This window comes from Burkholderia sp. HI2761 (genome assembly GCF_002223355.1).
Taxonomy (GTDB): Bacteria; Pseudomonadota; Gammaproteobacteria; order Burkholderiales; family Burkholderiaceae; genus Burkholderia.
The window spans coordinates 410,566-432,106 of record NZ_NKFN01000001.1 but is presented as its reverse complement, the minus strand read 5'-3'; the positions used below and the strand labels follow the sequence as shown (position 1 = coordinate 432,106).

Annotated in this window: 22 protein-coding genes; 14 read left to right on the top strand and 8 right to left on the bottom strand. The window is 67.5% G+C overall.

What is annotated here, in order from left to right; all coding sequences use genetic code 11:
* Position 1 precedes the first annotated feature (1 nt).
* Genes lptC through kdsD form a run of 3 tightly spaced genes read right to left on the bottom strand, consistent with a single transcriptional unit; the run spans position 2 to position 2,139 of the window.
* A complete protein-coding gene (gene lptC / locus CFB46_RS02025; RefSeq protein ID WP_027785456.1) occupies positions 2-616 on the bottom strand; it encodes an LPS export ABC transporter periplasmic protein LptC in 615 nt (204 codons plus the stop codon).
* Between the two features lie 3 nt (positions 617-619).
* Positions 620-1,156 carry a KdsC family phosphatase gene (locus CFB46_RS02020; protein ID WP_027785455.1) on the bottom strand — a complete coding sequence of 179 codons (537 nt, stop codon included), beginning with the start codon at positions 1,154-1,156 and terminating at the stop codon, positions 620-622.
* Positions 1,156-2,139 (bottom strand): arabinose 5-phosphate isomerase KdsD, encoded by a 984-nt coding sequence (gene kdsD / locus CFB46_RS02015; RefSeq protein WP_027785454.1) that lies wholly within the window; start codon positions 2,137-2,139, stop codon positions 1,156-1,158. The genes CFB46_RS02020 and kdsD overlap by 1 nt, the downstream gene beginning before the upstream one ends.
* Positions 2,140-2,264: 125 nt before the next feature.
* Between kdsD and CFB46_RS02010 the strand changes: the two genes are divergently transcribed.
* The 5 genes from CFB46_RS02010 (at position 2,265) to purU (ending at position 7,413) form a co-directional block, all read left to right on the top strand.
* Positions 2,265-4,271 (top strand): monovalent cation:proton antiporter family protein, encoded by a 2,007-nt coding sequence (locus tag CFB46_RS02010; RefSeq protein WP_027785453.1) that lies wholly within the window; start codon positions 2,265-2,267, stop codon positions 4,269-4,271.
* A 77-nt stretch (positions 4,272-4,348) separates the two neighbouring features.
* Positions 4,349-4,915, top strand: coding sequence for an adenine phosphoribosyltransferase (locus tag CFB46_RS02005; RefSeq protein ID WP_027785452.1), 567 nt, complete (start codon positions 4,349-4,351; stop codon positions 4,913-4,915).
* 65 nt (positions 4,916-4,980) lie between these two features.
* Positions 4,981-5,595 carry a LysE family translocator gene (locus CFB46_RS02000; protein WP_027785451.1) on the top strand — a complete coding sequence of 205 codons (615 nt, stop codon included), beginning with the start codon at positions 4,981-4,983 and terminating at the stop codon, positions 5,593-5,595.
* 5 nt (positions 5,596-5,600) lie between these two features.
* Positions 5,601-6,467, top strand: a complete 867-nt coding sequence (locus tag CFB46_RS01995; protein WP_027785450.1) for an NUDIX hydrolase — start codon at positions 5,601-5,603, stop codon at positions 6,465-6,467.
* A gap of 61 nt (positions 6,468-6,528) precedes the next feature.
* Positions 6,529-7,413 carry a formyltetrahydrofolate deformylase gene (gene purU / locus CFB46_RS01990; RefSeq protein WP_027785449.1) on the top strand — a complete coding sequence of 295 codons (885 nt, stop codon included), beginning with the start codon at positions 6,529-6,531 and terminating at the stop codon, positions 7,411-7,413.
* Positions 7,414-7,506: 93 nt separating this feature from the next.
* On the opposite strand, the gene CFB46_RS01985 is transcribed toward purU, so the two are convergent.
* Both CFB46_RS01985 and uvrA read right to left on the bottom strand, forming a co-directional pair.
* Positions 7,507-8,589, bottom strand: coding sequence for an AI-2E family transporter (locus tag CFB46_RS01985; protein ID WP_027785448.1), 1,083 nt, complete (start codon positions 8,587-8,589; stop codon positions 7,507-7,509).
* A gap of 242 nt (positions 8,590-8,831) precedes the next feature.
* Positions 8,832-11,717 carry an excinuclease ABC subunit UvrA gene (gene uvrA, locus CFB46_RS01980; protein ID WP_027785447.1) on the bottom strand — a complete coding sequence of 962 codons (2,886 nt, stop codon included), beginning with the start codon at positions 11,715-11,717 and terminating at the stop codon, positions 8,832-8,834.
* Between the two features lie 263 nt (positions 11,718-11,980).
* Between uvrA and CFB46_RS01970 the strand changes: the two genes are divergently transcribed.
* From CFB46_RS01970 to CFB46_RS01930, 9 genes are all read left to right on the top strand, one after another.
* Complete coding sequence (locus CFB46_RS01970) at positions 11,981-13,168, top strand: MFS transporter (RefSeq protein ID WP_027785446.1); 1,188 nt, start codon at positions 11,981-11,983, stop codon at positions 13,166-13,168.
* A gap of 103 nt (positions 13,169-13,271) precedes the next feature.
* A complete protein-coding gene (locus CFB46_RS01965) occupies positions 13,272-13,826 on the top strand; it encodes a single-stranded DNA-binding protein (protein WP_027785445.1) in 555 nt (184 codons plus the stop codon).
* Between the two features lie 122 nt (positions 13,827-13,948).
* Positions 13,949-14,479 (top strand): G/U mismatch-specific DNA glycosylase, encoded by a 531-nt coding sequence (mug, locus tag CFB46_RS01960; RefSeq protein ID WP_089499161.1) that lies wholly within the window; start codon positions 13,949-13,951, stop codon positions 14,477-14,479.
* Positions 14,466-15,089 (top strand): DNA-3-methyladenine glycosylase, encoded by a 624-nt coding sequence (locus CFB46_RS01955; protein WP_027785444.1) that lies wholly within the window; start codon positions 14,466-14,468, stop codon positions 15,087-15,089. Before mug ends, CFB46_RS01955 begins: the two co-directional genes overlap by 14 nt.
* Before the next feature lie 102 nt (positions 15,090-15,191).
* Complete coding sequence (locus tag CFB46_RS01950; RefSeq protein ID WP_027785443.1) at positions 15,192-15,956, top strand: ParA family protein; 765 nt, start codon at positions 15,192-15,194, stop codon at positions 15,954-15,956.
* Between the two features lie 503 nt (positions 15,957-16,459).
* Positions 16,460-17,047 carry a TIGR01841 family phasin gene (phaP, locus tag CFB46_RS01945; RefSeq protein ID WP_027785442.1) on the top strand — a complete coding sequence of 196 codons (588 nt, stop codon included), beginning with the start codon at positions 16,460-16,462 and terminating at the stop codon, positions 17,045-17,047.
* A 290-nt stretch (positions 17,048-17,337) separates the two neighbouring features.
* The gene (locus CFB46_RS01940; RefSeq protein ID WP_027785441.1) at positions 17,338-18,519 is read left to right on the top strand and encodes an acetyl-CoA C-acetyltransferase; all 1,182 of its coding nucleotides are present in this window, start codon (positions 17,338-17,340) and stop codon (positions 18,517-18,519) included.
* Between the two features lie 220 nt (positions 18,520-18,739).
* Positions 18,740-19,483: an acetoacetyl-CoA reductase gene (gene phbB / locus CFB46_RS01935; protein WP_027785440.1), complete on the top strand. Its 744-nt coding sequence runs from the start codon at positions 18,740-18,742 to the stop codon at positions 19,481-19,483.
* A 108-nt stretch (positions 19,484-19,591) separates the two neighbouring features.
* Positions 19,592-19,798 (top strand): hypothetical protein, encoded by a 207-nt coding sequence (locus CFB46_RS01930; RefSeq protein WP_027785439.1) that lies wholly within the window; start codon positions 19,592-19,594, stop codon positions 19,796-19,798.
* A gap of 90 nt (positions 19,799-19,888) precedes the next feature.
* On the opposite strand, the gene CFB46_RS01925 is transcribed toward CFB46_RS01930, so the two are convergent.
* From CFB46_RS01925 to CFB46_RS01915, 3 genes are read right to left on the bottom strand one after another with little or no spacing between them, the layout of a single operon-like run.
* A complete protein-coding gene (locus CFB46_RS01925) occupies positions 19,889-20,218 on the bottom strand; it encodes a hypothetical protein (protein ID WP_027785438.1) in 330 nt (109 codons plus the stop codon).
* Positions 20,215-20,718 carry a hotdog family protein gene (locus tag CFB46_RS01920; RefSeq protein ID WP_027785437.1) on the bottom strand — a complete coding sequence of 168 codons (504 nt, stop codon included), beginning with the start codon at positions 20,716-20,718 and terminating at the stop codon, positions 20,215-20,217. The genes CFB46_RS01925 and CFB46_RS01920 overlap by 4 nt, the downstream gene beginning before the upstream one ends.
* Complete coding sequence (locus CFB46_RS01915) at positions 20,715-21,533, bottom strand: beta-ketoacyl synthase chain length factor (RefSeq protein ID WP_027785436.1); 819 nt, start codon at positions 21,531-21,533, stop codon at positions 20,715-20,717. Before CFB46_RS01915 ends, CFB46_RS01920 begins: the two co-directional genes overlap by 4 nt.
* Positions 21,534-21,541 lie beyond the last annotated feature (8 nt).

Below are 21,541 nucleotides of genomic sequence, written 5' to 3'. Positions count from 1 at the left end.
GTCACTTGGGTTGACCTTTCGAGCCGCCGGACGTGTCCGCCGCGGCGATCGTGCCGCGCACGTTGCCGTAAAGCTCGATGACCCGGGTGACGTTGTTGTACTTCATGCCGTCGGTCGCGTTGACGAGCGACAGGCCGCGCTGAAGTTTAACCGGCTTTTCGGTCTGGATCACATCGTCATTGACGAAGATCCGGAAATGCTGGGAATCGGCCTGCATCTGCGGGTCGCCGCCGCCGGCCGCGCGCAGGATCCGCGCATCGTCGTACAAATCGACGATCGACACGTCGCCGTTGACGGTGCCGCGCTTCGCGGTGGTCGTCACGACGGGCTTGCCGGGCTGGAACGCGCGCATGGCCGGATCGGTCAGGTCGCTGCTTTCGGTGTCTTCGTAATGGACCAGCTTCGCGGCCGTCAGCCGGTACTGGGTCGTGCCGGACTGGTCGAGCTCGGTGACCGAGAAGTTGTCCGCGAAATAGTCGGGCGTATGGCGCTTCGGCTGCACGGCGCCCTCGCCGGGCGGCGGCAGCGTGGCTTGCAGCAGCCACCAGGTGACGCCCGCGAGCGCGGCGACCGCGGCGAGCGGCAGCATCTGGGTCCAGCGGAAATGCGTGCTCATCGGTCAGGCTCCGCAGACGGCGGCGAGCAGCGCGTCGTAGCGGCGCTGCGCGCGCAGGATCGCATCGCAGACCTCGCGCACGGCGCCGTGGCCGCCGCGGGCCTCGGCGACCCAGTGCGCGCGGGCGATCACCTCGGGGTGCGCGTTCGCGGGGGCCGTGGCGAAGCCGCAGCGCAGCATGACCGGCAGGTCGGGCCAGTCGTCGCCCATGTAGCCGCATGCGTCGGCCGTCAGGCCGAGCGACGCGATCAGGTCGGCGAACACGGCGAGTTTGTTCTCGACGCCCTGGAACAGGTGCGCGATCTTCATTTCCTTCGCGCGTGCCGCGACGATGTCCGAGCGGCGGCCCGTGATGATCGCGGTCGCGATGCCGGCTTCGCCGAGCAGCTTCACGCCGTGACCGTCGAGCGAATTGAACGATTTCATCGCGTCGCCGGCCGCGGTAAACAGCAGGCCGCCGTCGGTCAGTACGCCGTCGACGTCGAAAATCATCAGCTTCACGCGGCTCGCGCGTTCGGCCGCAGTCAGTGCTGCGCTCATCAGATCACCTTCTTCGAAAACAGGTCGTGCATGTTCAGCGCGCCGATCAGCGCGCCGTCGGCATCGACGACCAGCATCTGGTTGATCCGGTGGCGCTCCATCAGTTCCACGGCCTCGACCGCCAGGTGATCCGGCGCGATCGTGCGCGGGTCGCGCGTCATGACTTCGGTGATCGGCAGCGTGCGGAAGTCGCCGTCGCGCGCGAGCACGCGGCGCAGGTCGCCGTCCGTGAAGATGCCGACGACCTTGCCGCCGGCGTCGACCACGGCCGTCATGCCGAGGCGCTTCACGGTGATCTGGAACAGCGCGTCCGACAGCGTCGCGTTCAGCCCGACGGACGGGACGTCGTCGCCCGAGCGCATCACGTCGCGCACGTAGGTGAGCAGGCGCCGGCCGAGCGCGCCGCCCGGATGCGAGCGCGCGAAATCTTCCGAGCCGAAGCCGCGCGCGTCGAGCACGGCGACGGCGAGCGCGTCGCCGAGCGCGAGCGCGGCGGTCGTGCTCGCGGTGGGCGCGAGGTTCAGCGGGCACGCTTCCTTCGACACCGCGGCGTTCAGGTTCACGTCGGCGAGCGTGCCGAGGCTCGACCCCGCGCGGCCCGTGATCGCGATCAGCTTCGCGCCGATCCGCTTCACGAGCGGCAGGATCGCGACGAGCTCTTCCGATTCGCCGGAATAGGAGATGCCGATGAAGACGTCGTCGGAGGTGACCATCCCGAGGTCGCCGTGGCTGGCCTCGGCAGGGTGGACGAAGAAGGCCGGCGTACCGGTGCTGGCCAGCGTGGCTGCGATCTTGCGGGCGATATGCCCCGATTTGCCGATGCCGGAGACCACGACGCGGCCGCGGCAGTCGAGCAGCAACGCAACGGCCTGGACGAAGCCGCCGTCGAGCTGGTCACGCAGCGCGCGCACGGCGTCCGCCTCGATGTCGAGCACGTCGCGGGCGAGCGCGAGCGCCCGATCATCATTGATTTTCGCTATCATGCGCGGAGTATAGCAAAGGCGTTTGTTCGCCGCGCCGCGCCTTCGGACCCGTCCGATGTCGCTTGCCCACCGCCACCACCCGCGCCCGCATTGCCGTGGCCCCGACGAACGAGGACGCTTCGCCTGTGATTTCCCCGCTCGAAATGACCCTGCTGCTGCTGCTGGCCTCGGTGGTGGGCGTCGTCGTATTCCGCTCGTTGAACCTGCCGCCGATGCTCGGCTACCTGACCGTCGGCATCCTGGTCGGCCCGCACGCATTCGGCGTCGCGGCGGATCTCGAACGGGCCGAGCACCTGGCGGAGTTCGGCGTGGTGTTCCTGATGTTTTCGATCGGCCTCGAATTCTCGCTTGCGAAACTGAGGGCGATGCAGCGGCTCGTGTTCGGGCTCGGCCTGCTGCAGGTCGTCGCGACCCTCGTGCTCGCGCTCGTGCTCGGCGCGCTGTTCGAGCGCTGGGTGCACATCACGTGGCAGGGCAGCATCGCGCTCGGCGGCGCGCTCGCGATGTCGTCGACGGCGATCGTGTCGAAGATGCTCGCCGAGCGGCTCGAGATCGAGACCGAGCACGGCCGCAACATCTTCGGCGTGCTGCTGTTCCAGGATCTCGCGGTCGTGCCGCTGCTGATCGTGATCGCCGCGTTCGGCGCCGAATCGTCGAAGGACCTCGCGATCACGCTCGGCTTCGCGGCGGTCAAGATCGTGATCGCGCTCACGCTGCTGCTGGTCATCGGCCAGCGTTTCATGACGCGCTGGCTCAACGTCGTCGCGCGGCGCCGCTCGCAGGAGCTGTTCGTGCTGAACCTGCTGCTCGTCACGCTCGGCGCCGCGTTCATCACCGACCGCTTCGGCCTGTCGCTCGCGCTCGGCGCGTTCATCGCGGGGATGCTCATCTCCGAGACGCCGTTCCGCCATCAGGTGGAAGAGGACATCAAGCCGTTTCGCGACGTGCTGCTCGGCCTGTTCTTCGTGACGACGGGGATGCTGCTCGATCCACGCGTGATCTGGGAGCATCCGTTGATCGTGCTCGGTTTTTTCGTCGGGCAGATCCTGTTCAAGGCGACCATGATCGCGGGGCTCGCGCGGCTGTTCGGGGCGACGCCGGGCGTCGCGATGCGCACGGGCATCGGCCTCGCGCAGGCCGGCGAATTCGGCTTCGTGCTGCTGAACCTGATCCTCGACCGGCATCTCGTCGATTCGACGCTGCTGCAGGCGATCCTCGCGTCGATGCTGCTGTCGATGCTCGCCGCGCCGTTCCTGATCCAGAACGCCGACCGGATCGTGATGCGGCTGTCGTCGACGGAATGGATGCAGCAGTCGCTGCAGATGACGCGGATCGCGACGCAGAGCCTGAAGCAGCGCGGCCACGTGATCATCTGCGGCTATGGCCGCGCGGGCCAGAACCTGGCGCGCATGCTCGAGCAGGAAGGCATTTCGTACGTCGCGCTCGACCTCGATCCCGATCGCGTGAGCGCGGCCGCGACGGCCGGCGAATCGGTCGTGTTCGGCGACGCGGCGCGCCGCGAATCGCTGCTCGCGGCCGGTATCCACCGTGCGGCGGCCGTCGCGATCACCTACGCGAACACGCCGTCCGCGCTGCGCGTGCTCCATCACGTGCACGAGCTCGAGCCGACGCTGCCGGCGATCGTGCGCACCGTCGACGATGCCGATCTGGAGAAGCTGCTCGCGGCCGGCGCGACCGAGGTGATTCCGGAGATCGTCGAGGGCAGCCTGATGCTCGCGTCGCACACGCTGGTGCTGGTCGGCGTGCCGATGCGCAAGGTCGTGCGGCGCGTCGAGGAGATGCGCGACGAGCGCTACAGCCTGCTGCGCGGCTATTTCCGCGGCGCGGACGACGCGGACGACGACGATCACGAGCAGGTGCGGCTACAATCGGTGCCGGTCGATGCACGCGCGGACGCGGTCGGGCGCTCGCTGGAAGAACTCGGGCTGTACGCGCTCGGGCTGGAAGTCACGGCGATCCGCCGGCACGGCATTCGCGGCGTCGAACCCGATCCGCAGACCAAGCTGCGCGCGAGCGACATCGTGGTGCTGCGCGGGCTGCCCGAGGCGCTCGCGCTCGCGGAGGAGCGGTTGTCGCGCCATCGGCGCGATCCGCCGGCCGCGGCTGCGTGAGCCGCGATTCACAACCTGACCCGTATTGTTCAGAAACGGTGCCCGATCTTCGCGCACCGTTTTTTTCGGAGAGTTTCATGCCGCATTCGTCGTCGGGCGCACCGCTCGATCCGGTCGCCTTCATCCACAGCCAGATCCGCACGGTGCCCGACTGGCCGCAGCCGGGCGTGCAGTTCCGCGACATCACGACGCTGCTGCAGAGCCCGAAGGCGCTGCGCATCCTCGTCGACCTGTTCGTCGAACGCTATGTCGATGCGAAGCTCGATTACGTCGCGGGGCTCGACGCGCGCGGCTTCATCATCGCGCCGATCGTCGCGTACGAGCTGAGCGTCGGCTTCGTGCCGATCCGCAAGGTCGGCAAGCTGCCGTACAAGACCCGTTCGGAATCGTACGACCTCGAATACGGCAGCGCGACGGTCGAGATCCACGAAGATGCGTGCCGCCCCGGCGACCGCGTGATCGTCATGGACGACCTGATCGCGACCGGCGGCACGATGATGGCGGGGCGCAACCTGCTGCAGCGGCTCGGCGCGGTGGTCGTCGAAGGCGCGGCGATCATCGACCTGCCCGATCTCGGCGGCTCGGCGCTGCTGCGCAACGCCGGCCTGCCCGTCTATACCGTCACCGAATTCTCCGGCCACTGAACGCCGGTGCGCTCGGGGCTTGCCGCCCCGGCTTGCCCCGGTTCACGTTACGCAGCGAGGTCACGATGCCCAACTTCATGCTGTTTCTCGCCACGTCGATCGCGATCACGTTCGCGCCGGGTCCCGACAACCTGCAGGTGCTCGCACGCGGCATCTCGCAGGGCCGCGCGGCCGGCTTCGTCGCCGCGCTCGGCTTCACGGCGGGGATCCTGTTCCACACGACGCTCGCGGCGCTCGGCGTCGCGGCCGTGCTGCGTTCGTCGCCGGTCGCGTTCCAGATCCTGAAGCTCGCGGGCGCCGCGTACCTCGTGTGGATCGGCATCAAGGCGCTGCGCAGCCAGGGCCTCGCGAACGCGCATGCGCGCCCGCCGCAGCCGCTCGGCGCGATTTTCCGGCAGAGCATGATCGGCAACCTGATGAACCCGAAGGTCACGCTGTTCTTCGTCGTGTTCCTGCCGCAGTTCGTCGATCCGCACGGCGCGCAGGGCGTGACGCTGCAGATGTTCGAGCTCGGCGCGCTGTTCATGCTGCAGACGGCCGCGGTCTTCTCGCTGTTCGGCGTCGGCGCGGGCATGATCGGCGCGTGGCTGAAGCGTCGCCCGAAGGCCGGCGTGTGGCTCGACCGGATCGCCGGCGCGACGTTCATCGCGATCGGCATCCGCGTCGCGCTGAAGGACTGAGCGCCATGACGTTTCCGTGCATCGCGGCCGCGCGCCGCTTCGATCCGGCCGCGCACCTGCGTTTCGAGATCGCCGGCCAGGCGGTCGGCTGGGTGCGCCGCCAGGACGTCGCGAAGCTCGCGCGCTGGCCCGACGTGTTCGAGTTGACCGGCGAGCGGGTCGTGCTGTCGGCGCGCTACGATTCGGTCGACGCGCGCAGCATGGCGCTCGCCGGCGCGATCGGCGCGCTCGCCGCCGAAGGCGCGATTCCCGGCTGGCGCGACGAGATCTACGCGATCCGCAACCGCTTCGACGATCCGCCGCTCGCCTACATCGAGCGCGCCGCGTCGCGCTTCTTCGGCACGCAGACCTATGCGGTGCACGTGAACGGCATCGTAGAATATGCGGTTACGCCGGGCGAGCCGGCCGCCGCGGCCGCGCCGAAGATGTGGCTCGGCCGCCGCAGCGCGACCAAGGCCACCGACCCCGGCATGCTCGACAACGTCGTCGCGGGCGGGATCGGCTGGGGGCTGGGCGTTCACGAGACGCTCGCGAAGGAATGCTGGGAAGAAGCCGGCATTCCGGCCGAGCTGGCGGCGCGCGCGATCGCGGGCCGCACGGTGCAGGTGCTGAACGCGCTGCCGGAAGGCACGCAGTCGGAACTGATCTTCGTGTACGACCTGCCGCTGCCGCACGACTTCGCGCCGCGCAACCAGGACGGCGAAGTGGCCGAACACCTGCTGGCCGGCGTGCCCGAGGTGATCGGCTGGTTGCGCGAAGGCCGCGCGACGATGGATGCGAGCCTCGCGACGCTCGATACGCTGCTGCGCCACCGCTGGATTCCGGCGGCCGACGCGGCCGGCATCGACGCGCTGTTCGTGCCGGCCGCGTGACGCGCGCCGCGCGGCGCGAACGGGCAATTTGACGAATACGGAAACAATGGGAGTCGCGGTCATGCCGACCGATCACAGCTTTATCTTGAAACTGTCGTGCCCCGACCGGCACGGCATCGTCCATGCGGTCTCGGGCTTCCTGTTCGAGCGCAGCAACAACATCCTCGATTCCGCGCAGTTCGGCGACAGCCGCACCAGCGAGTTCTTCATGCGCGTGCACTTCGAGCAGGACGGCGGCGGCGTGGATGCTGCGTCGGCGCTCGACACACTTCGCAAGGAATTCGCGCCGCTCGCCGAACGGTTCTCGATGCGCTGGGAGCTGCACGACGCGGCCGTGAAGCCGCGCGTCGTGATCATGGTGTCGAAGATCGGCCACTGTCTGAACGACCTGCTGTTCCGCTATCGCACCGGCCAGTTGCCGATCGAGATTCCGGCGATCGTGTCGAACCACAAGGAGTTCTACCAGCTCGCGGCGAGCTACAACATTCCGTTCCATCACTTCCCGCTGATCGGCGGGTCGTCCGATGCCGCGAAGGCCGCGCAGGAAGCGCGCGTGCTGGAAGTGATCGACGAGCATCAGGCCGATCTCGTCGTGCTCGCGCGCTACATGCAGATCCTGTCGCCGAACATGTGCGAGCAGCTCGCCGGGCGCGCGATCAACATCCACCATTCGTTCCTGCCGAGCTTCAAGGGCGCGAAGCCGTACTACCAGGCGTTCGACCGCGGCGTGAAGCTGATCGGCGCGACCGCGCACTACGTGACGACCGATCTCGACGAAGGCCCCATCATCGAGCAGGAAGTCGAGCGCGTCGACCACAGCATGACGCCCGACCAACTGACCGCGATCGGTCGCGACGTCGAGTGCGTGACGCTCGCGCGCGCGGTGAAGTGGCACGTCGAGCACCGGGTCGTGCTGAACGGGACGAAGACGGTCGTGTTCCGCTGATCCGCCGACGCCGAAAGGCGGGCTCCACGAGCAAAAACGCCGCGCCCTTCACGGGGCGCGGCGTTTTTTTACGCCGTCGGCGAGCGGGCGGCCTCAGATCAACCGCAGCAGGTACAGCTCGCGTTTCAGGTACGCATAGAAGATCGGCGCGGCGATCACGCCCGGCAGCCCGAACGCGGCTTCCATGATCAGCATCGCGAGCAGCAGCTCCCACGCGCGCGATTCGATCTGGCCGCCGATGATCTTCGCGTTCAGGAAGTATTCGAGCTTGTGGATGACGACGAGGAACGCGAGCGACGCGATCGCGGTGCCCATGCTGACCGACAGCGACACCGCGACGATCAGCGTGTTCGAGATCAGGTTGCCGATCACGGGCAGCAGGCCGACGATGAACGTGACGAGCACGAGCGTTTTCGACAGCGGCAGCCGCTGGTGGAAGATCGGCAGCGCGACGAGCAGGTAGATGCCGGTGAAGGTCGCGTTGATCGCCGAGATCTTGATCTGCGCGAACACGATGCGGCGGAACGCATCGGAGAAGCGCGACACGCGCGTGACGAGCGCGGTCGACAGCGGCCGGCGCACCTTGCCCTGCTCGACGCCGATCGCGATCATCGCGCCGATGATCATCCCGAACAGCACGTGGCCGAAGCCGCGCGCGACGCTCTTGCCGCTTTGCTGGAGCTGGTCCATGTGCGAGTGCATCAGCACGGCCGCCTTCGTCTTCATCTGTTCGACATCGACGGGCAGCAGATTCGCGATCCAGGCCGGCGTGCGTGCGCGCGTCTGCTCGACGATCTGCATCAGCTGGTCGAGCAGGCTCTGCAGGTTCGGCACCGTGTGCTCGAAATGCTCGATGATGCCGATCGTCAGGCCGGTGAGCCCGCCGACGATCGCGATCGACAGCAGCACGACGGCGACCCAGCGCGCGCGCATGCTCGTGGTATGGCGCTCGATCACGGGCGCGATCGTGTGGATCAATTGATAGACGAGCAGGCCGGCCAGCATCCCGCCGAGCAGCCGGAGCTCGAGGACGAGCCACATCATGACGAGCGCGAAGAGATAGCTGCCGACCTCGAGCGCCGACAGCTTCGGCAGGCTCAAGTCGCTCGTCAGCCGCACGCTGCGCAGATGCGGCTCGCGGTTCTGCGTGTCGCGCGACTCCTGTTGCTTCTCCATCGTGGATTCCTGTCGTCCGTGTGTCGTGCCGGGCGCCGCGCGGCAGAGCGCCGCCCGCCCGGCGCCGCACCGGATTGGTGCGGATGGCGAACCTTACGACCGTAAAGTATAGCTGCCATTATGGTCCGCAATCGGGCCGTTTGGCGCGTGGTGTAAACGCAGAAGGGAAAACGAGGGGGCGCGGCCTTCCTTCGGCGCGCGCGCGGCCGGGCGGCCGCGCGCGGGGAAGGGCGGAACGGGTGTCAGCCGGCCGCGACTTTGCGGGCCGCACGCTTGAGCAGCGGCGCGAGGTACTTGCCGGTGAAGCTCGCCTTCGTCTTCGCGACCTGCTCGGGCGTGCCCTGCGCGATGATCTGGCCGCCGCCGGCGCCGCCTTCGGGGCCGAGGTCGATCACCCAATCGGCCGTCTTGATCACGTCGAGGTTGTGCTCGATGATCACGACCGTGTTGCCCTGGTCGCGCAGCCGGTGGATCACTTCCAGCAGCAGTGCGATGTCGTGGAAGTGCAGGCCGGTGGTCGGCTCGTCGAGGATGTACAGCGTGCGGCCGGTGTCGCGCTTCGACAGCTCCAGCGACAGCTTCACGCGCTGCGCCTCGCCGCCCGACAGCGTCGTGGCCGACTGGCCCAGGCGGATGTAGCCGAGGCCGACGTCGAGTAGCGTCTTCAGCTTGCGCGCGATGACCGGCACCGCGCTGAAGAACTCGTACGCGTGCTCGACCGTCATGTCGAGCACTTCGCTGACGTTCTTGCCCTTGTACTGCACTTCGAGCGTTTCGCGGTTGTAGCGCTTGCCGTGGCACACGTCGCACGGCACGTAGACGTCCGGCAGGAAGTGCATCTCGACCTTCAGCACGCCGTCGCCCTGGCACGATTCGCAGCGGCCGCCCTTCACGTTGAACGAGAAGCGGCCCGGATCGTAGCCGCGCTCCTTCGAGGTCGGCACGCCCGAGAACAGCTCGCGGATCGGCGTGAACAGGCCCGTGTACGTGGCCGGGTTCGAGCGCGGAGTGCGGCCGATCGGCGACTGATCGACGTTGATCACCTTGTCGAAGTGCTCGAGGCCCTCGATCGCCTCGTGCGGCGCCGGCTCGGCCGACGAGCCGTACAGGTGGCGCGCGACCGCGTGATACAGCGTGTCGTTGATCAGCGTCGACTTGCCGGAGCCCGACACGCCGGTGATGCAGGTCAGCAGCCCGACCGGCAGTTCGAGATCGACGTGCTTCAGGTTGTTGCCGTGCGCGTCGACGATGCGCAGCATCCGCTCCGGATCGGGCGCGAGCCGCTCGTCCGGGTACTCGATGACGCGCTTGCCGAGCAGGTACTGGCCGGTCAGCGATTGCGGGTTCGACTGCACCTGTTTCGGCGTGCCTTCGGCGACGACCACGCCGCCGTGCTCGCCCGCGCCGGGGCCCATGTCGACGACGTAGTCGGCCGTGCGGATCATGTCCTCGTCGTGCTCGACGACGATCACCGAGTTGCCGAGGTCGCGCAGATGCTTGAGCGTCCCGATCAGGCGGTCGTTGTCGCGCTGGTGCAGGCCGATCGACGGCTCGTCGAGCACGTACATCACGCCCGTCAGCCCCGAGCCGATCTGCGACGCGAGCCGGATCCGCTGCGCCTCGCCGCCCGACAGCGTTTCGGCGCTGCGCTCGAGCGACAGGTAGTCGAGGCCGACGTTGTTCAGGAACGTCAGGCGCGCGACGATTTCCTTGATCACCTTGTCGGCGATCTCGCGCTTCGCGCCTTCGAGCGTCAGCCCGTCGAAATAGCCGAGCGCGTCGCGCAGCGGCCAGCCGCTGATTTCATAGATGCCGCGCGCGTCGTCGCCGGTGCCGATCCGCACGTGGCGCGCCTCGCGGCGCAGGCGCGTGCCGTCGCACGACGGACACGGCTGGTTGTTCTGGTATTTCGACAGCTCTTCGCGCACCGCGACCGAATCGGTCTCGCGGTAGCGGCGTTCGAGATTCGGGATGATCCCCTCGAACACGTGCTCGCGGATCGTCGTGCGGCCGCGCTCGTTGATGTACGAGAACGGGATCGTCTGCTTGCCCGAACCGAACAGCAGCACCTTCCGGATCTTTTCGGGCAGATCCTCGAATGCGGCGTCGATGTCGAATTCGTAGAATGCCGCGAGGCTCTGCAGCATCTGGAAGTAGAACTGGTTGCGGCGGTCCCAGCCCTTCACCGCGCCGGCGGCAAGCGACAGCGACGGGTGCGCGACGACCCGCTTCGGGTCGAAGAACGTGATCTGGCCGAGGCCGTCGCATTCCGGGCACGCGCCCATCGGGTTGTTGAAGGAGAACAGGCGCGGCTCGAGCTCCTGCAGCGAGTACGAGCAGATCGGGCACGCGAACTTCGAGCTGAACAGGTGCTCGCGGTCGGTATCCATCTCGAGCGCGATCGCGCGGCCGTCGGCGAGGCGCAGCGCCGTCTCGAACGATTCGGCGAGCCGCTGCTTCATGTCCGGGCGCACCTTCAGGCGATCGACGACGACGTCGATGGTGTGCTTGTCGTTCTTCTTCAGCTTCGGCAGCGACTCGACCTCGTAGATCTTCGCGACGCCTTCGTTCGCGGTGCCGCCACCCGAGCGCACGCGAAAGCGCACGAAGCCCTGCGCCTGCATCTCCTCGAACAGCTCGGCGTGCTCGCCCTTGCGGTTCGCGACGACGGGCGCGAGGATCATCAGCTTGGTTTCCTCGGGCAGCGCGAGCGCCGCGTCGACCATCTGCGACACGCTCTGCGCCTCGAGCGGGATGTCGTGGTCGGGGCAGTACGGCGTGCCGACACGTGCGTACAAAAGTCGCAGGTAGTCGTGGATTTCCGTGACCGTGCCGACGGTCGAACGCGGGTTGTGGGACGTTGCCTTCTGCTCGATCGAGATCGCCGGCGACAGCCCTTCGATCAGGTCGACGTCGGGTTTCTCCATCAGCTGCAGGAACTGGCGGGCATACGCGGACAGGCTTTCCACGTAGCGGCGCTGGCCCTCGGCATAAAGGGTGTCGAACGCGAGCGACGACTTGCCCGACCCGGACAACCCGGTAATCACGACCAGCTTGTGGCGCGGCAGGTCGAGATTGACGTTTTTCAGGTTGTGGGTGCGTGCCCCACGGATACGGATCTGTTCCATGAACCTGGCGAAAATGGAGGGAACCAAACCTGCTACTATAACGGCTTTTCGAGACCGTCGTTTACGGCCCCCAGCCTTTACGGCAAGTGGCAGCAAGGCGACACCTGCGCCGGGGAAAGCGGTCGCGCCGCACGTTCCGGGCGGTTCGCAGGCCGCCTGCATCCGGCCCCGACGTGTCGTCCGAAAGGCCGCCAGGCCGCCGGTCCTGATCTTCCGCCGCCCGCTGCCGGGCGGACATTCCGATCATTCGAAATTCATTCCCGATGTCCAATCCGTCTGCCACGTCTTCCCGCATGACTGCGCCCGAACTGCGCGCGACCACGTCGCTCGCGGCGATCTTCGCGCTGCGCATGCTCGGCCTGTTCATGATCATGCCGGTGTTCTCGGTCTACGCGAAAACCATCCCGGGCGGCGACAACGTGCTGCTCGTCGGTGTCGCGCTCGGGGCCTACGGCGTCACGCAGTCGCTGTTCTATATCTTCTACGGCTGGGCGTCCGACAAGTTCGGCCGCAAGCCGGTGATCGCCACGGGCCTCGTGATCTTCGCGCTCGGCAGCTTCGTCGCCGCGTTCGCGCACGACATCACGTGGATCATCGTCGGCCGCGTGATCCAGGGGATGGGCGCGGTGTCGTCCGCGGTGCTCGCGTTCATCGCCGACCTGACCTCCGAGCAGAACCGCACGAAGGCGATGGCGATGGTCGGCGGCTCGATCGGCGTGTCGTTCGCGGTCGCGATCGTCGGCGCGCCGATCGTGTTCCACTGGGTCGGGATGAGCGGGCTGTTCGCGATCGTCGGCGTGCTGTCGATCCTCGCGATCGGCGTCGTCCTGTGGATCGTGCCCGATGCGGCAAAGCCCGTGCACGTGCCCGCGCCGTTCGCCGAGGTGCTGCACAACGTCGAGCTGCTGCGCCTGAACTTCGGCGTGCTGGTGCTGCATGCGACGCAGACGGCGCTGTTCCTCGTCGTGCCGCGCCTGCTGGTGGACGGCGGGCTGCCGGTCGCCGCGCACTGGAAGGTCTATCTGCCGGTGATGGGGCTCGCGTTCGTGATGATGGTGCCGGCGATCATCGTCGCGGAAAAACGGGGCAAGATGAAGCCGGTACTGCTCGGCGGCATTCTGGCTATCCTGATTGGCCAATTGTTGCTCGGCAGCGCACCGCATACCATTCTGATTGTGGCGGCGATCCTGTTCGTGTACTTCCTCGGGTTCAACATCCTGGAAGCGTCGCAGCCGTCGCTCGTGTCGAAGCTCGCGCCGGGTTCGCGCAAGGGCGCGGCCACGGGCGTCTACAACACCACGCAGTCGATCGGGCTCGCACTCGGTGGCATCGTGGGCGGCTGGCTGCTGAAGCACGGCGGCGCGAACACGGTGTTTTACACGTGTTCTGGGCTCGTTGCCGCGTGGCTTATAATCGCGGCCAGCATGAAAGCGCCGCCGCGCAAGGCCTGAATCTGATTGTCGGGCAGGCACGGGCGGCGTTCGCCGGCTCGCCCGGCGGGCCGCTCCGACGGCTTTCGCGGGCGGCCCCGCATCGAATTTACTGGAGAAACACATGGCATCCGTCAACAAGGTCATCCTCGTCGGCAATCTCGGCGCCGATCCTGAAGTCCGTTACCTGCCGAGCGGCGACGCGGTTGCGAACATCCGTCTCGCGACGACCGATCGCTATAAAGACAAGGCGAGCGGCGATTTCAAGGAAATGACCGAGTGGCATCGCGTCGCGTTCTTCGGCCGTCTGGCGGAAATCGTCAGCGAATACCTGAAGAAGGGGTCGTCGGTCTATATCGAAGGCCGCATCCGTACGCGCAAGTGGCAGGGCCAGGACGGCCAGGACCGTTACTCGACCGAAATCGTCGCCGAACAGATGCAGATGCTCGGCGGCCGCGGTGGTTCGGGCGGCGGCGGTGGCGGCGGTGACGAAGGCGGTTATGGCGGCGGCTACGGTGGTGGCGGCGGCGGTCGCGGCGAGCAGGCGGAGCGCGGCGGTGGCGGCGGCGGTCGTGCCGGCGGCGCGGCGCGTGGCGGTGCGGGTGGCGGCGGCCAGAGCCGTCCGAGCGCACCGGCTGGCGGCGGCTTCGACGAGATGGACGACGATATTCCGTTCTGATCGCGAGTCGCACCCGCGTATCACGATGGGCCCGAATGTCCGAGTCAAGCCAGTCGCTTGGCACGGGTCTTCGGGCCTTGCTTCGTTTACGTCGCGCCTTCCCGTCGCGCTCCGGATGAAACTTGGCTGACGCACTCCTCGACCTCATCGCTCCCGATCTCGATGTCCTGTTCTGCGGGATCAATCCCGGCCTGGTCGCGGCCGCGACCGGCCATCACTTCGCGGGAAGAAACAACCGCTTCTGGCGCGTGATCCATCTCGCGGGCTTCACGCCGACGGAAATTTCGCCGCAGGACGATCGCGCGATTCTTCAGTACGGCTGCGGGCTGACGGCCGTGGTGCCGCGGCCGACCGCGCGTGCCGATCAGCTTTCGCGCGCGGAATTCATGGCCGCGGCCGCCGTGTTCGAGCAGAAGGTCGCGCAGCATGCGCCGCGCTTCGTCGCGTTTCTCGGCAAGGCGGCGTATTCGGCGCTGTCCGGGCAACGCGAAGTCGCGTGGGGGTTGCAGCCATCACGCATCCGGCATGCGCGAGTGTGGGTGCTGCCCAATCCCAGCGGGAGAAACCTCGCATTCGGGCTCGGCGATCTGGTCGATGCGTATCGTGAGCTTCATCTCGCGGCGATGACGGAGAGGCACGATGCGACGCAGTAAGACGGCGGCTGCGTGGCCCGGCGCCATCGTGCCGCGCGCATTCTTCAACCGCATGGCCACCGAGGTGGCGCCGCAACTGCTGAACAAGATCCTCGCGGCCGCGGACGGCCGGGCCGGCCGCATCGTCGAAGTGGAAGCGTATGCGGGCGCGCTCGATCCGGCCGCGCACACCTATCGCGGCAAGACGCCGCGCAACGCGACGATGTTCGGGCCGCCCGGGCACTTCTACGTCTATTTCACGTACGGCATGCACTGGTGCTGCAACTGCGTGTGCGGTCCGGACGGCGCCGGAACGGGCGTGCTGATCCGTGCGCTGGAGCCGCTGCACGGGCTCGATCTGATGCGTGCGGCGCGGCCGCCGCGGACGCGCGATCGCGACCTGTGCCGCGGGCCGGCACGGTTGACGCAGGCGATGGGGATCAGCGGCGCGCAGGATGGCGTCGACCTGGTCGGTGCGCATGAAGGGTTCGCGATCGTCGACGACGGGATGGCGCCGCCCGACGATCTGGCGGGCGGGCCGCGCATCGGCATTCGCGTCGGCCAGGATCTCCCGTGGCGGTGGAGCGTGCCCGGCAACCGCTACGTATCGGGCGCGGTGCCGCGCATGTGACGTGTGCCGCGCACAAGTCGCGTCCGATTCGATCTGCGTCACGCGGCCGCCATGATTGAGCGGCTAAGCTGGCCGTTTCGACGTTTCGATCGAGGGGACACCATGCGGCGGGTCGTATTCAACCAGAAGGGCGGCGTGGGCAAGTCGACGATCGTCTGCAACCTGGCGGCGATCAGCGCGAGCGAAGGATTGCGCACGCTCGTCATCGATCTCGACGCGCAGGCGAACTCGACGCGCTACCTGCTCGGCGACGCCGCGGCGGATGCGCGACCGGGCGTGGCCGGCTTCTTCGAAACCGCGCTGACCTTCAACTTCCGTCCGGTCGACGTCGCGTCGTTCATCCACGCGACCCCGTTCGACGGGCTCGACGTGATGCCCGCACATCCGGATCTCGACACGCTGCACGGCAAGCTCGAATCGCGCTACAAGATCTACAAGCTGCGCGACGCACTGAACGAGCTCGACATGTACGACGCCGTATACATTGACACGCCGCCCGCGCTGAACTTCTATACGCGCTCGGCGCTGATCGCGGTCGAGCGCTGCCTGATCCCGTTCGACTGCGACGATTTCTCGCGCCGCGCGCTGTACACGCTGCTAGAGAACGTGAAGGAAATCCAGCAGGACCACAACGCCGCGCTCGAGGTGGAAGGAATCGTCATCAACCAGTTCCAGCCGCGCGCGAGCCTGCCGCAACGGCTGGTCGACGAGCTCGTCGACGAAGGGCTGCCGGTCCTCGCGTCGCGGTTGTCCGCGTCGGTGAAGATCCGCGAATCGCATCAGCAGTCGATGCCGGTGATCCATCTCGAGCCGACGCACAAGCTCGCGCAGGAGTTCCGCGCGCTGCACCGTGAACTGGCCGGCTGATCCCGCGCCCGACCGCATCGACCGGGGCCGCTTCGAGCGGCCTTTTTTTATCGCAATCCGCAATTCGTCCGATTATTGAATTCGTTATTAATAATACCGAAAACGATTTCATAATAAATCTCGAAAAAAACGATTACATGGGTCGCCGCCAGATTTTTAATGAGGGCCGGTTTTCTAATAAGCGGAATAATGAATTGGTAAATATTGCGCGAAGTCACGATGCGCTATGCTGTAAAAAGGTAAAAAGGCGTTGCGGGTCGGAGTCGGTGGGTATCTCCGGTCGCGAAATCGGCATGCCGCGGGCTTCGACGGGGGCCGTAAAGGGTAATAAGGGTTTACACCTATCATTAATGCCACTTAATTGACAATTAATCGCTCTAGAATGGCTTCCTTCAACTGCCCGTGCTCAAACAGGTAACGGGTCGTCAATAAGGAAGCAGCTGTCGATCAAGCTTCCATTTTTCTTCAAGTCGTCTCTCGCATTGCTAACAGGAGCGTGCCCGATGTCCGTATTTGCCCCCGAAAAACTCGCCGCCGATTATCAATCCGGTATCGCCGCCTGGTTCGCGATCGCCCGTCCGGCGATCCACGGTTTCGAGGCCGTCGTCGAACTCAACCTGCAGGCGGCCCGGACGGCGCTCGAGGAATACGAGGACAAGCTGAAGAACGCGTTCAACAGCAACAACCCGGCCGCGGGCCTCGCGCAGCAGGTTGCCGCGCCGCAGGAAGCGGCCGGCAAGGCCGTGTCGTACGGCCGCCATCTGTTCGACATCGCGGTGTCGACGCAGTCCGAATGGGCGAAGGTCGCGCAGGCGCAGTACGAGCAGAACGACAAGCGCCTGAAGGACGTGCTTGGCGAACTGTCGAAGCATGCGCCGGCCGGCTCGGCACCGGTGGTGGCCGCGCTGAATTCGGCGCTGTCCGCGGCGACCGCCGCGGCCGACTCCGTGCGTGCGGCGACGGGGCAGGCGATTGAAGCGGCGCAGAGCGGCTTCGACGCGGTCAGCGAAACGGCCACGCGCGGCGCCAAGCAGACGGCGTCTGCCGCCCGCAAGGACGCAGCAGCTGCGCGCGGCGAATCGGCTACGTAACCGCGTGAGTGCGTGTCGCGCGCAGGCGCGACACGATTGATCGGCGCCGGATGGCGCCGGACGCCGCGTGTGCCACACGGGGTCCGACGAACGTCCGATGCGCCGCAAGACGACCGTGCACGGTTGCCCGTGCCGCGGTGTGCCGTGCCGACGGTGCGAACAGGCGCTGCCCACCATGCGACGGCATGCGACCGCGCCCGCGCCGGATGGCCCGCCGCACGCCATCGCCACGTGCTGCGGCCTCGTGCCGGCGTCGGAACGACGAACTGATTTCAATGCAGGGATTGAACATGACGGATGTAGTGATCGTATCGGCCGCACGGACCGCGGTCGGCAAATTCGGCGGCTCGCTGGCGAAGATCGCGGCGCCCGAACTGGGCGCGACGGTGATTCGCGCGGTACTGGAGCGTGCGGGCGTGAAGCCCGAGCAGGTCAGCGAAGTGATCATGGGCCAGGTGCTGACGGCCGGCTCGGGGCAGAACCCGGCGCGGCAGTCGCTGATCAAGGCGGGGCTGCCGAGCGCGGTGCCGGGGATGACGATCAACAAGGTGTGCGGCTCGGGCCTGAAGGCCGTGATGCTGGCGGCGAACGCGATCGTCGCGGGCGACGCGGACATCGTGATCGCGGGCGGCCAGGAGAACATGAGCGCATCGCCGCACGTGCTGCCGGGCTCGCGCGACGGGTTCCGGATGGGCGACGCGAAGCTGGTCGACACGATGATCGTCGACGGGCTGTGGGACGTGTACAACCAGTACCACATGGGCATCACGGCGGAGAACGTCGCGAAGGAATACGGGATTACGCGCGGAGAGCAGGACGCGTTCGCGGCGCTGTCGCAGAACAAGGCGGAAGCCGCGCAGAAGGCCGGGCGCTTCGCCGACGAGATCGTGCCGGTGTCGATCCCGCAACGCAAGGGCGAGCCGCTGCAGTTCGCGACCGACGAGTTCGTGCGTCACGGCGTGACGGCGGAGTCGCTGGCGGGGCTGAAGCCGGCGTTCTCGAAGGACGGCTCGGTGACGGCGGCGAACGCGTCGGGGCTGAACGACGGCGCGGCGGCGGTGCTGGTGATGTCGGCGCAGAAGGCGGCGGCGCTGGGCCTGACGCCGCTCGCGCGAATCAAGGCATACGCGAACGCGGGCGTGGACCCGAGCGTGATGGGCATGGGCCCGGTGCCGGCGTCGCGCCGTGCACTGGAGCGCGCGGGCTGGACGCCGGGCGACCTGGACCTGATGGAAATCAACGAAGCGTTCGCGGCGCAGGCGCTGGCGGTGCACAAGCAGATGGGCTGGGACACGTCGAAGGTGAACGTGAACGGCGGGGCGATCGCGATCGGCCACCCGATCGGCGCATCGGGCTGCCGGATCCTGGTGACGCTGCTGCACGAGATGGTCAAGCGCGATGCGAAGCGCGGGCTGGCGTCGCTGTGCATCGGCGGCGGGATGGGTGTCGCGCTCGCGGTCGAGCGCGACTGAGCCGGGGCTGACGGCACGGTTCGCTTGCGGCGCGGATCGGCGCCGCGGGTGAGCCAGGCGATTTTCGCGCAAGACAGGCGGTCAACAATACGCGCGAGGTGACGGTGCGCGCCGCGCCCGCGATGCGGGGGTCGCACGCACATCGAAGCGGCGGGGCGGCCGCATTGCGATGCCGTCGCCCGGCCTTTCATCGATTACTTTTTTGTCGGTAGTGAATAGGATGACTAAGAGAATTGCAGTTGTGACGGGTGGCATGGGTGGCCTTGGTGAAGCGGTCAGCATCCGGTTGAACGATGCGGGTCACCGGGTAGTCGTCACGTATTCGCCCAACAACGCCAACGCGGACCGCTGGCTGACCGAGATGCATGCGGCCGGCCGCGCGTTCGATGCGTACCCCGTGGACGTGGCCGATCACGACTCGTGCCAGCAATGCATCGAGAAGATCGTGCGGGACGTCGGCCCGGTCGACATTCTCGTGAACAACGCGGGCATCACGCGCGACATGACGCTGCGCAAGCTCGACAAGGTCAACTGGGACGCGGTGATCCGCACGAACCTCGACTCCGTGTTCAACATGACGAAGCCGGTTTGCGACGGCATGGTCGAGCGCGGCTGGGGCCGCATCGTCAACATTTCGTCGGTGAACGGCTCGAAGGGATCGGTCGGCCAGACCAACTACGCGGCGGCGAAAGCCGGCATGCACGGCTTCACGAAGTCGCTCGCGCTCGAGGTCGCGCGCAAGGGCGTGACGGTGAACACGGTGTCGCCGGGCTATCTCGCGACGAAGATGGTCACCGCGATCCCGCAGGACATCCTCGACACGAAGATCCTCCCGCAGATTCCGGCGGGCCGGCTCGGCAAGCCCGAGGAAGTCGCGGCGCTGGTGGCCTACCTGTGCTCGGAGGAGGCCGGCTTCGTGACGGGTTCCAACATCGCGATCAACGGCGGTCAGCACATGCACTGACGCGCGGCGGCCCGCACGGCGTTCGGACCCGTGCAGGCCGCGTTCCCCACTATCCCGTGCCGGAGCGGCGGCAGGCGCGCCGCTTCGGCCTCGCATTCCGGAGAACGCATGGGCGACACCTGGATGGGACTCGTGATCGGCGGCGCGGCGCTGGCCGTCGCGCTGGCGATGACGATCTCGCTCTACTGGCTCGAGCGGCGCCGCGCGCGGCTGCTGCGGAACTTCGATCATCGCGATTGCTGGCTGGTCGCGTACGGCAAGTGCTTCGCGCGCAGGCCGGCGAGGTCGCCGCGCCGCATGCGCGGCGCACGCTGACGGCGGCGCCGGCGCGTCGCAATCGGCGATCGATCGATGCGTGGTCACGTCCCGCGCGCATGCCTTCGGCAATGCGCGCGGGACGCGTGATCAGTCGTTCTTTTCGCTTTTTCCAGCCGACTCGTCCGAGTCGTTCTTGTGGAAGATCCGCTTCGTCGTGCGCTTGGTGGCTTCCCAGCCTTCGCGCGACGCATGGGCGACGCCGTGCCCGACCGCCTTCGCGGCGCTCGCGGTCGCGTGGCCGAAGCTGCGCGCCGCGTCGCCGGTCTTGTGCGCGGCTTCCTTCGAGTCGCGCTTGATGTCCTGCTTCACTTCAGACATGTCCGCGTGTGCGAGCGGGCTGAGCAGCGCCAGAACGAGCGCGGCGCCAATGAACTGACGAACTTTCACGACCGGTTTCCTTGAGGTAAGCCTCGTCATCGAGGATTCGTGTTGCCGGCAGGCGCCGGTTGAAACGCGCCGGCGGCCGATGCGTCGAGCATCACCGCCGCGCGGCCGGACAGCAGCACGCGCTCGCCGCAGCGCAGCGCGAAGCCGTACAGGACCGAGCGGCCGTCGCCGCTCACACGGTGCGCGTCGACGGTGAGCGGCTGCTCGAAGGTGTCGAGCCGATCGACGAACGCGTCGACGTTGCGCACGCTCGCGAGATAGCCGGCGCGCGGGCGCGCTTCGTGCGCGCCGAGCAGCGCGCCGTGCACGGCCATCGCCTGCGCGGCGTATTCGATGCCGCAGACCGATGCGAGCCGGCCGTGCGCACGCAGCGGGTTGTGCGGATCGCGGTGGCTCGTCGCGGTGCAGCGGATTCGTTCGGTATCCCACGCATCGACCGAATCGAGCACGCACATCGTGCCGGCGTGCGGAATGTGCGCGGCAATCCACGCATGGTCGAGCGGCGGCGTCAATGCGGCCGTTGCGGTCATTGCGCGCGCTCCGCGACGGGTTCGGGCATCGCGACGTCGACCTGCACGCGCGTATCGGCCAGGTAATCGAGCACGACGCGCGTGGACCGCCGCGCGGCGAGCGCCTCGAGCAGCGGCAGCACGCGGGCGGCCGGATTGCCGGCGCGCAGTGCGTCGAGTCCGGCATCGGCGAGCGTTGTCGCGGCTGCGTCGGTGAGCTGCACGTCGATGCGGGCGAGCGTGCGCTCGCCGGCTTGAGGTGCGAGCACGAGCGCGACGCCGAACGCGTCGCCGATCGGGCGCACCGTGCGCAGCGGTTCCGGATAGTCGGTGTCGTACGCGATCAGCAGGCTCGGCACGCGATCGACGACGACCTGGCACAGGCTTTCGAGCAGGCCGGCGGCAAAGCTGCCGTCATGCGCACACAGCACGTTCGACGTCGCCGTCGCGCGGGTCGCGATGCTCCAGTAGCCGGCCGGGGCGTTGTGCACCGAGTTGTGGAAGCGGGTCGGCGACAGCTGTCGATCATCGCCGGCCAGCGTTTCGCAGATCGCGTGGCAGTTCTGGCCGTCGCCGCCGGATGCGCTGAACACGGTCGCGAGCGTCGCGGCGTCGAAGCCGCTCGCGGCCACCGCTTCGTGGCCGACCGCGAGCGCGGCGCGCACGACGGGGCCCGTGCGACGCCGTTCGGCGGACGGCAGGCCGGCCGGCGGCGGCAGCTCGGTGCGGGCGGGCGCATAGGACGCGCGGCCCGCGAGCACGTCGGCCGCGTGCGGCCAGTCGTTCAATCCCGGCCCGACGAGGCCGATGCTTTCGATGAAGGCGGTCAGTGTCATGGCGAGCC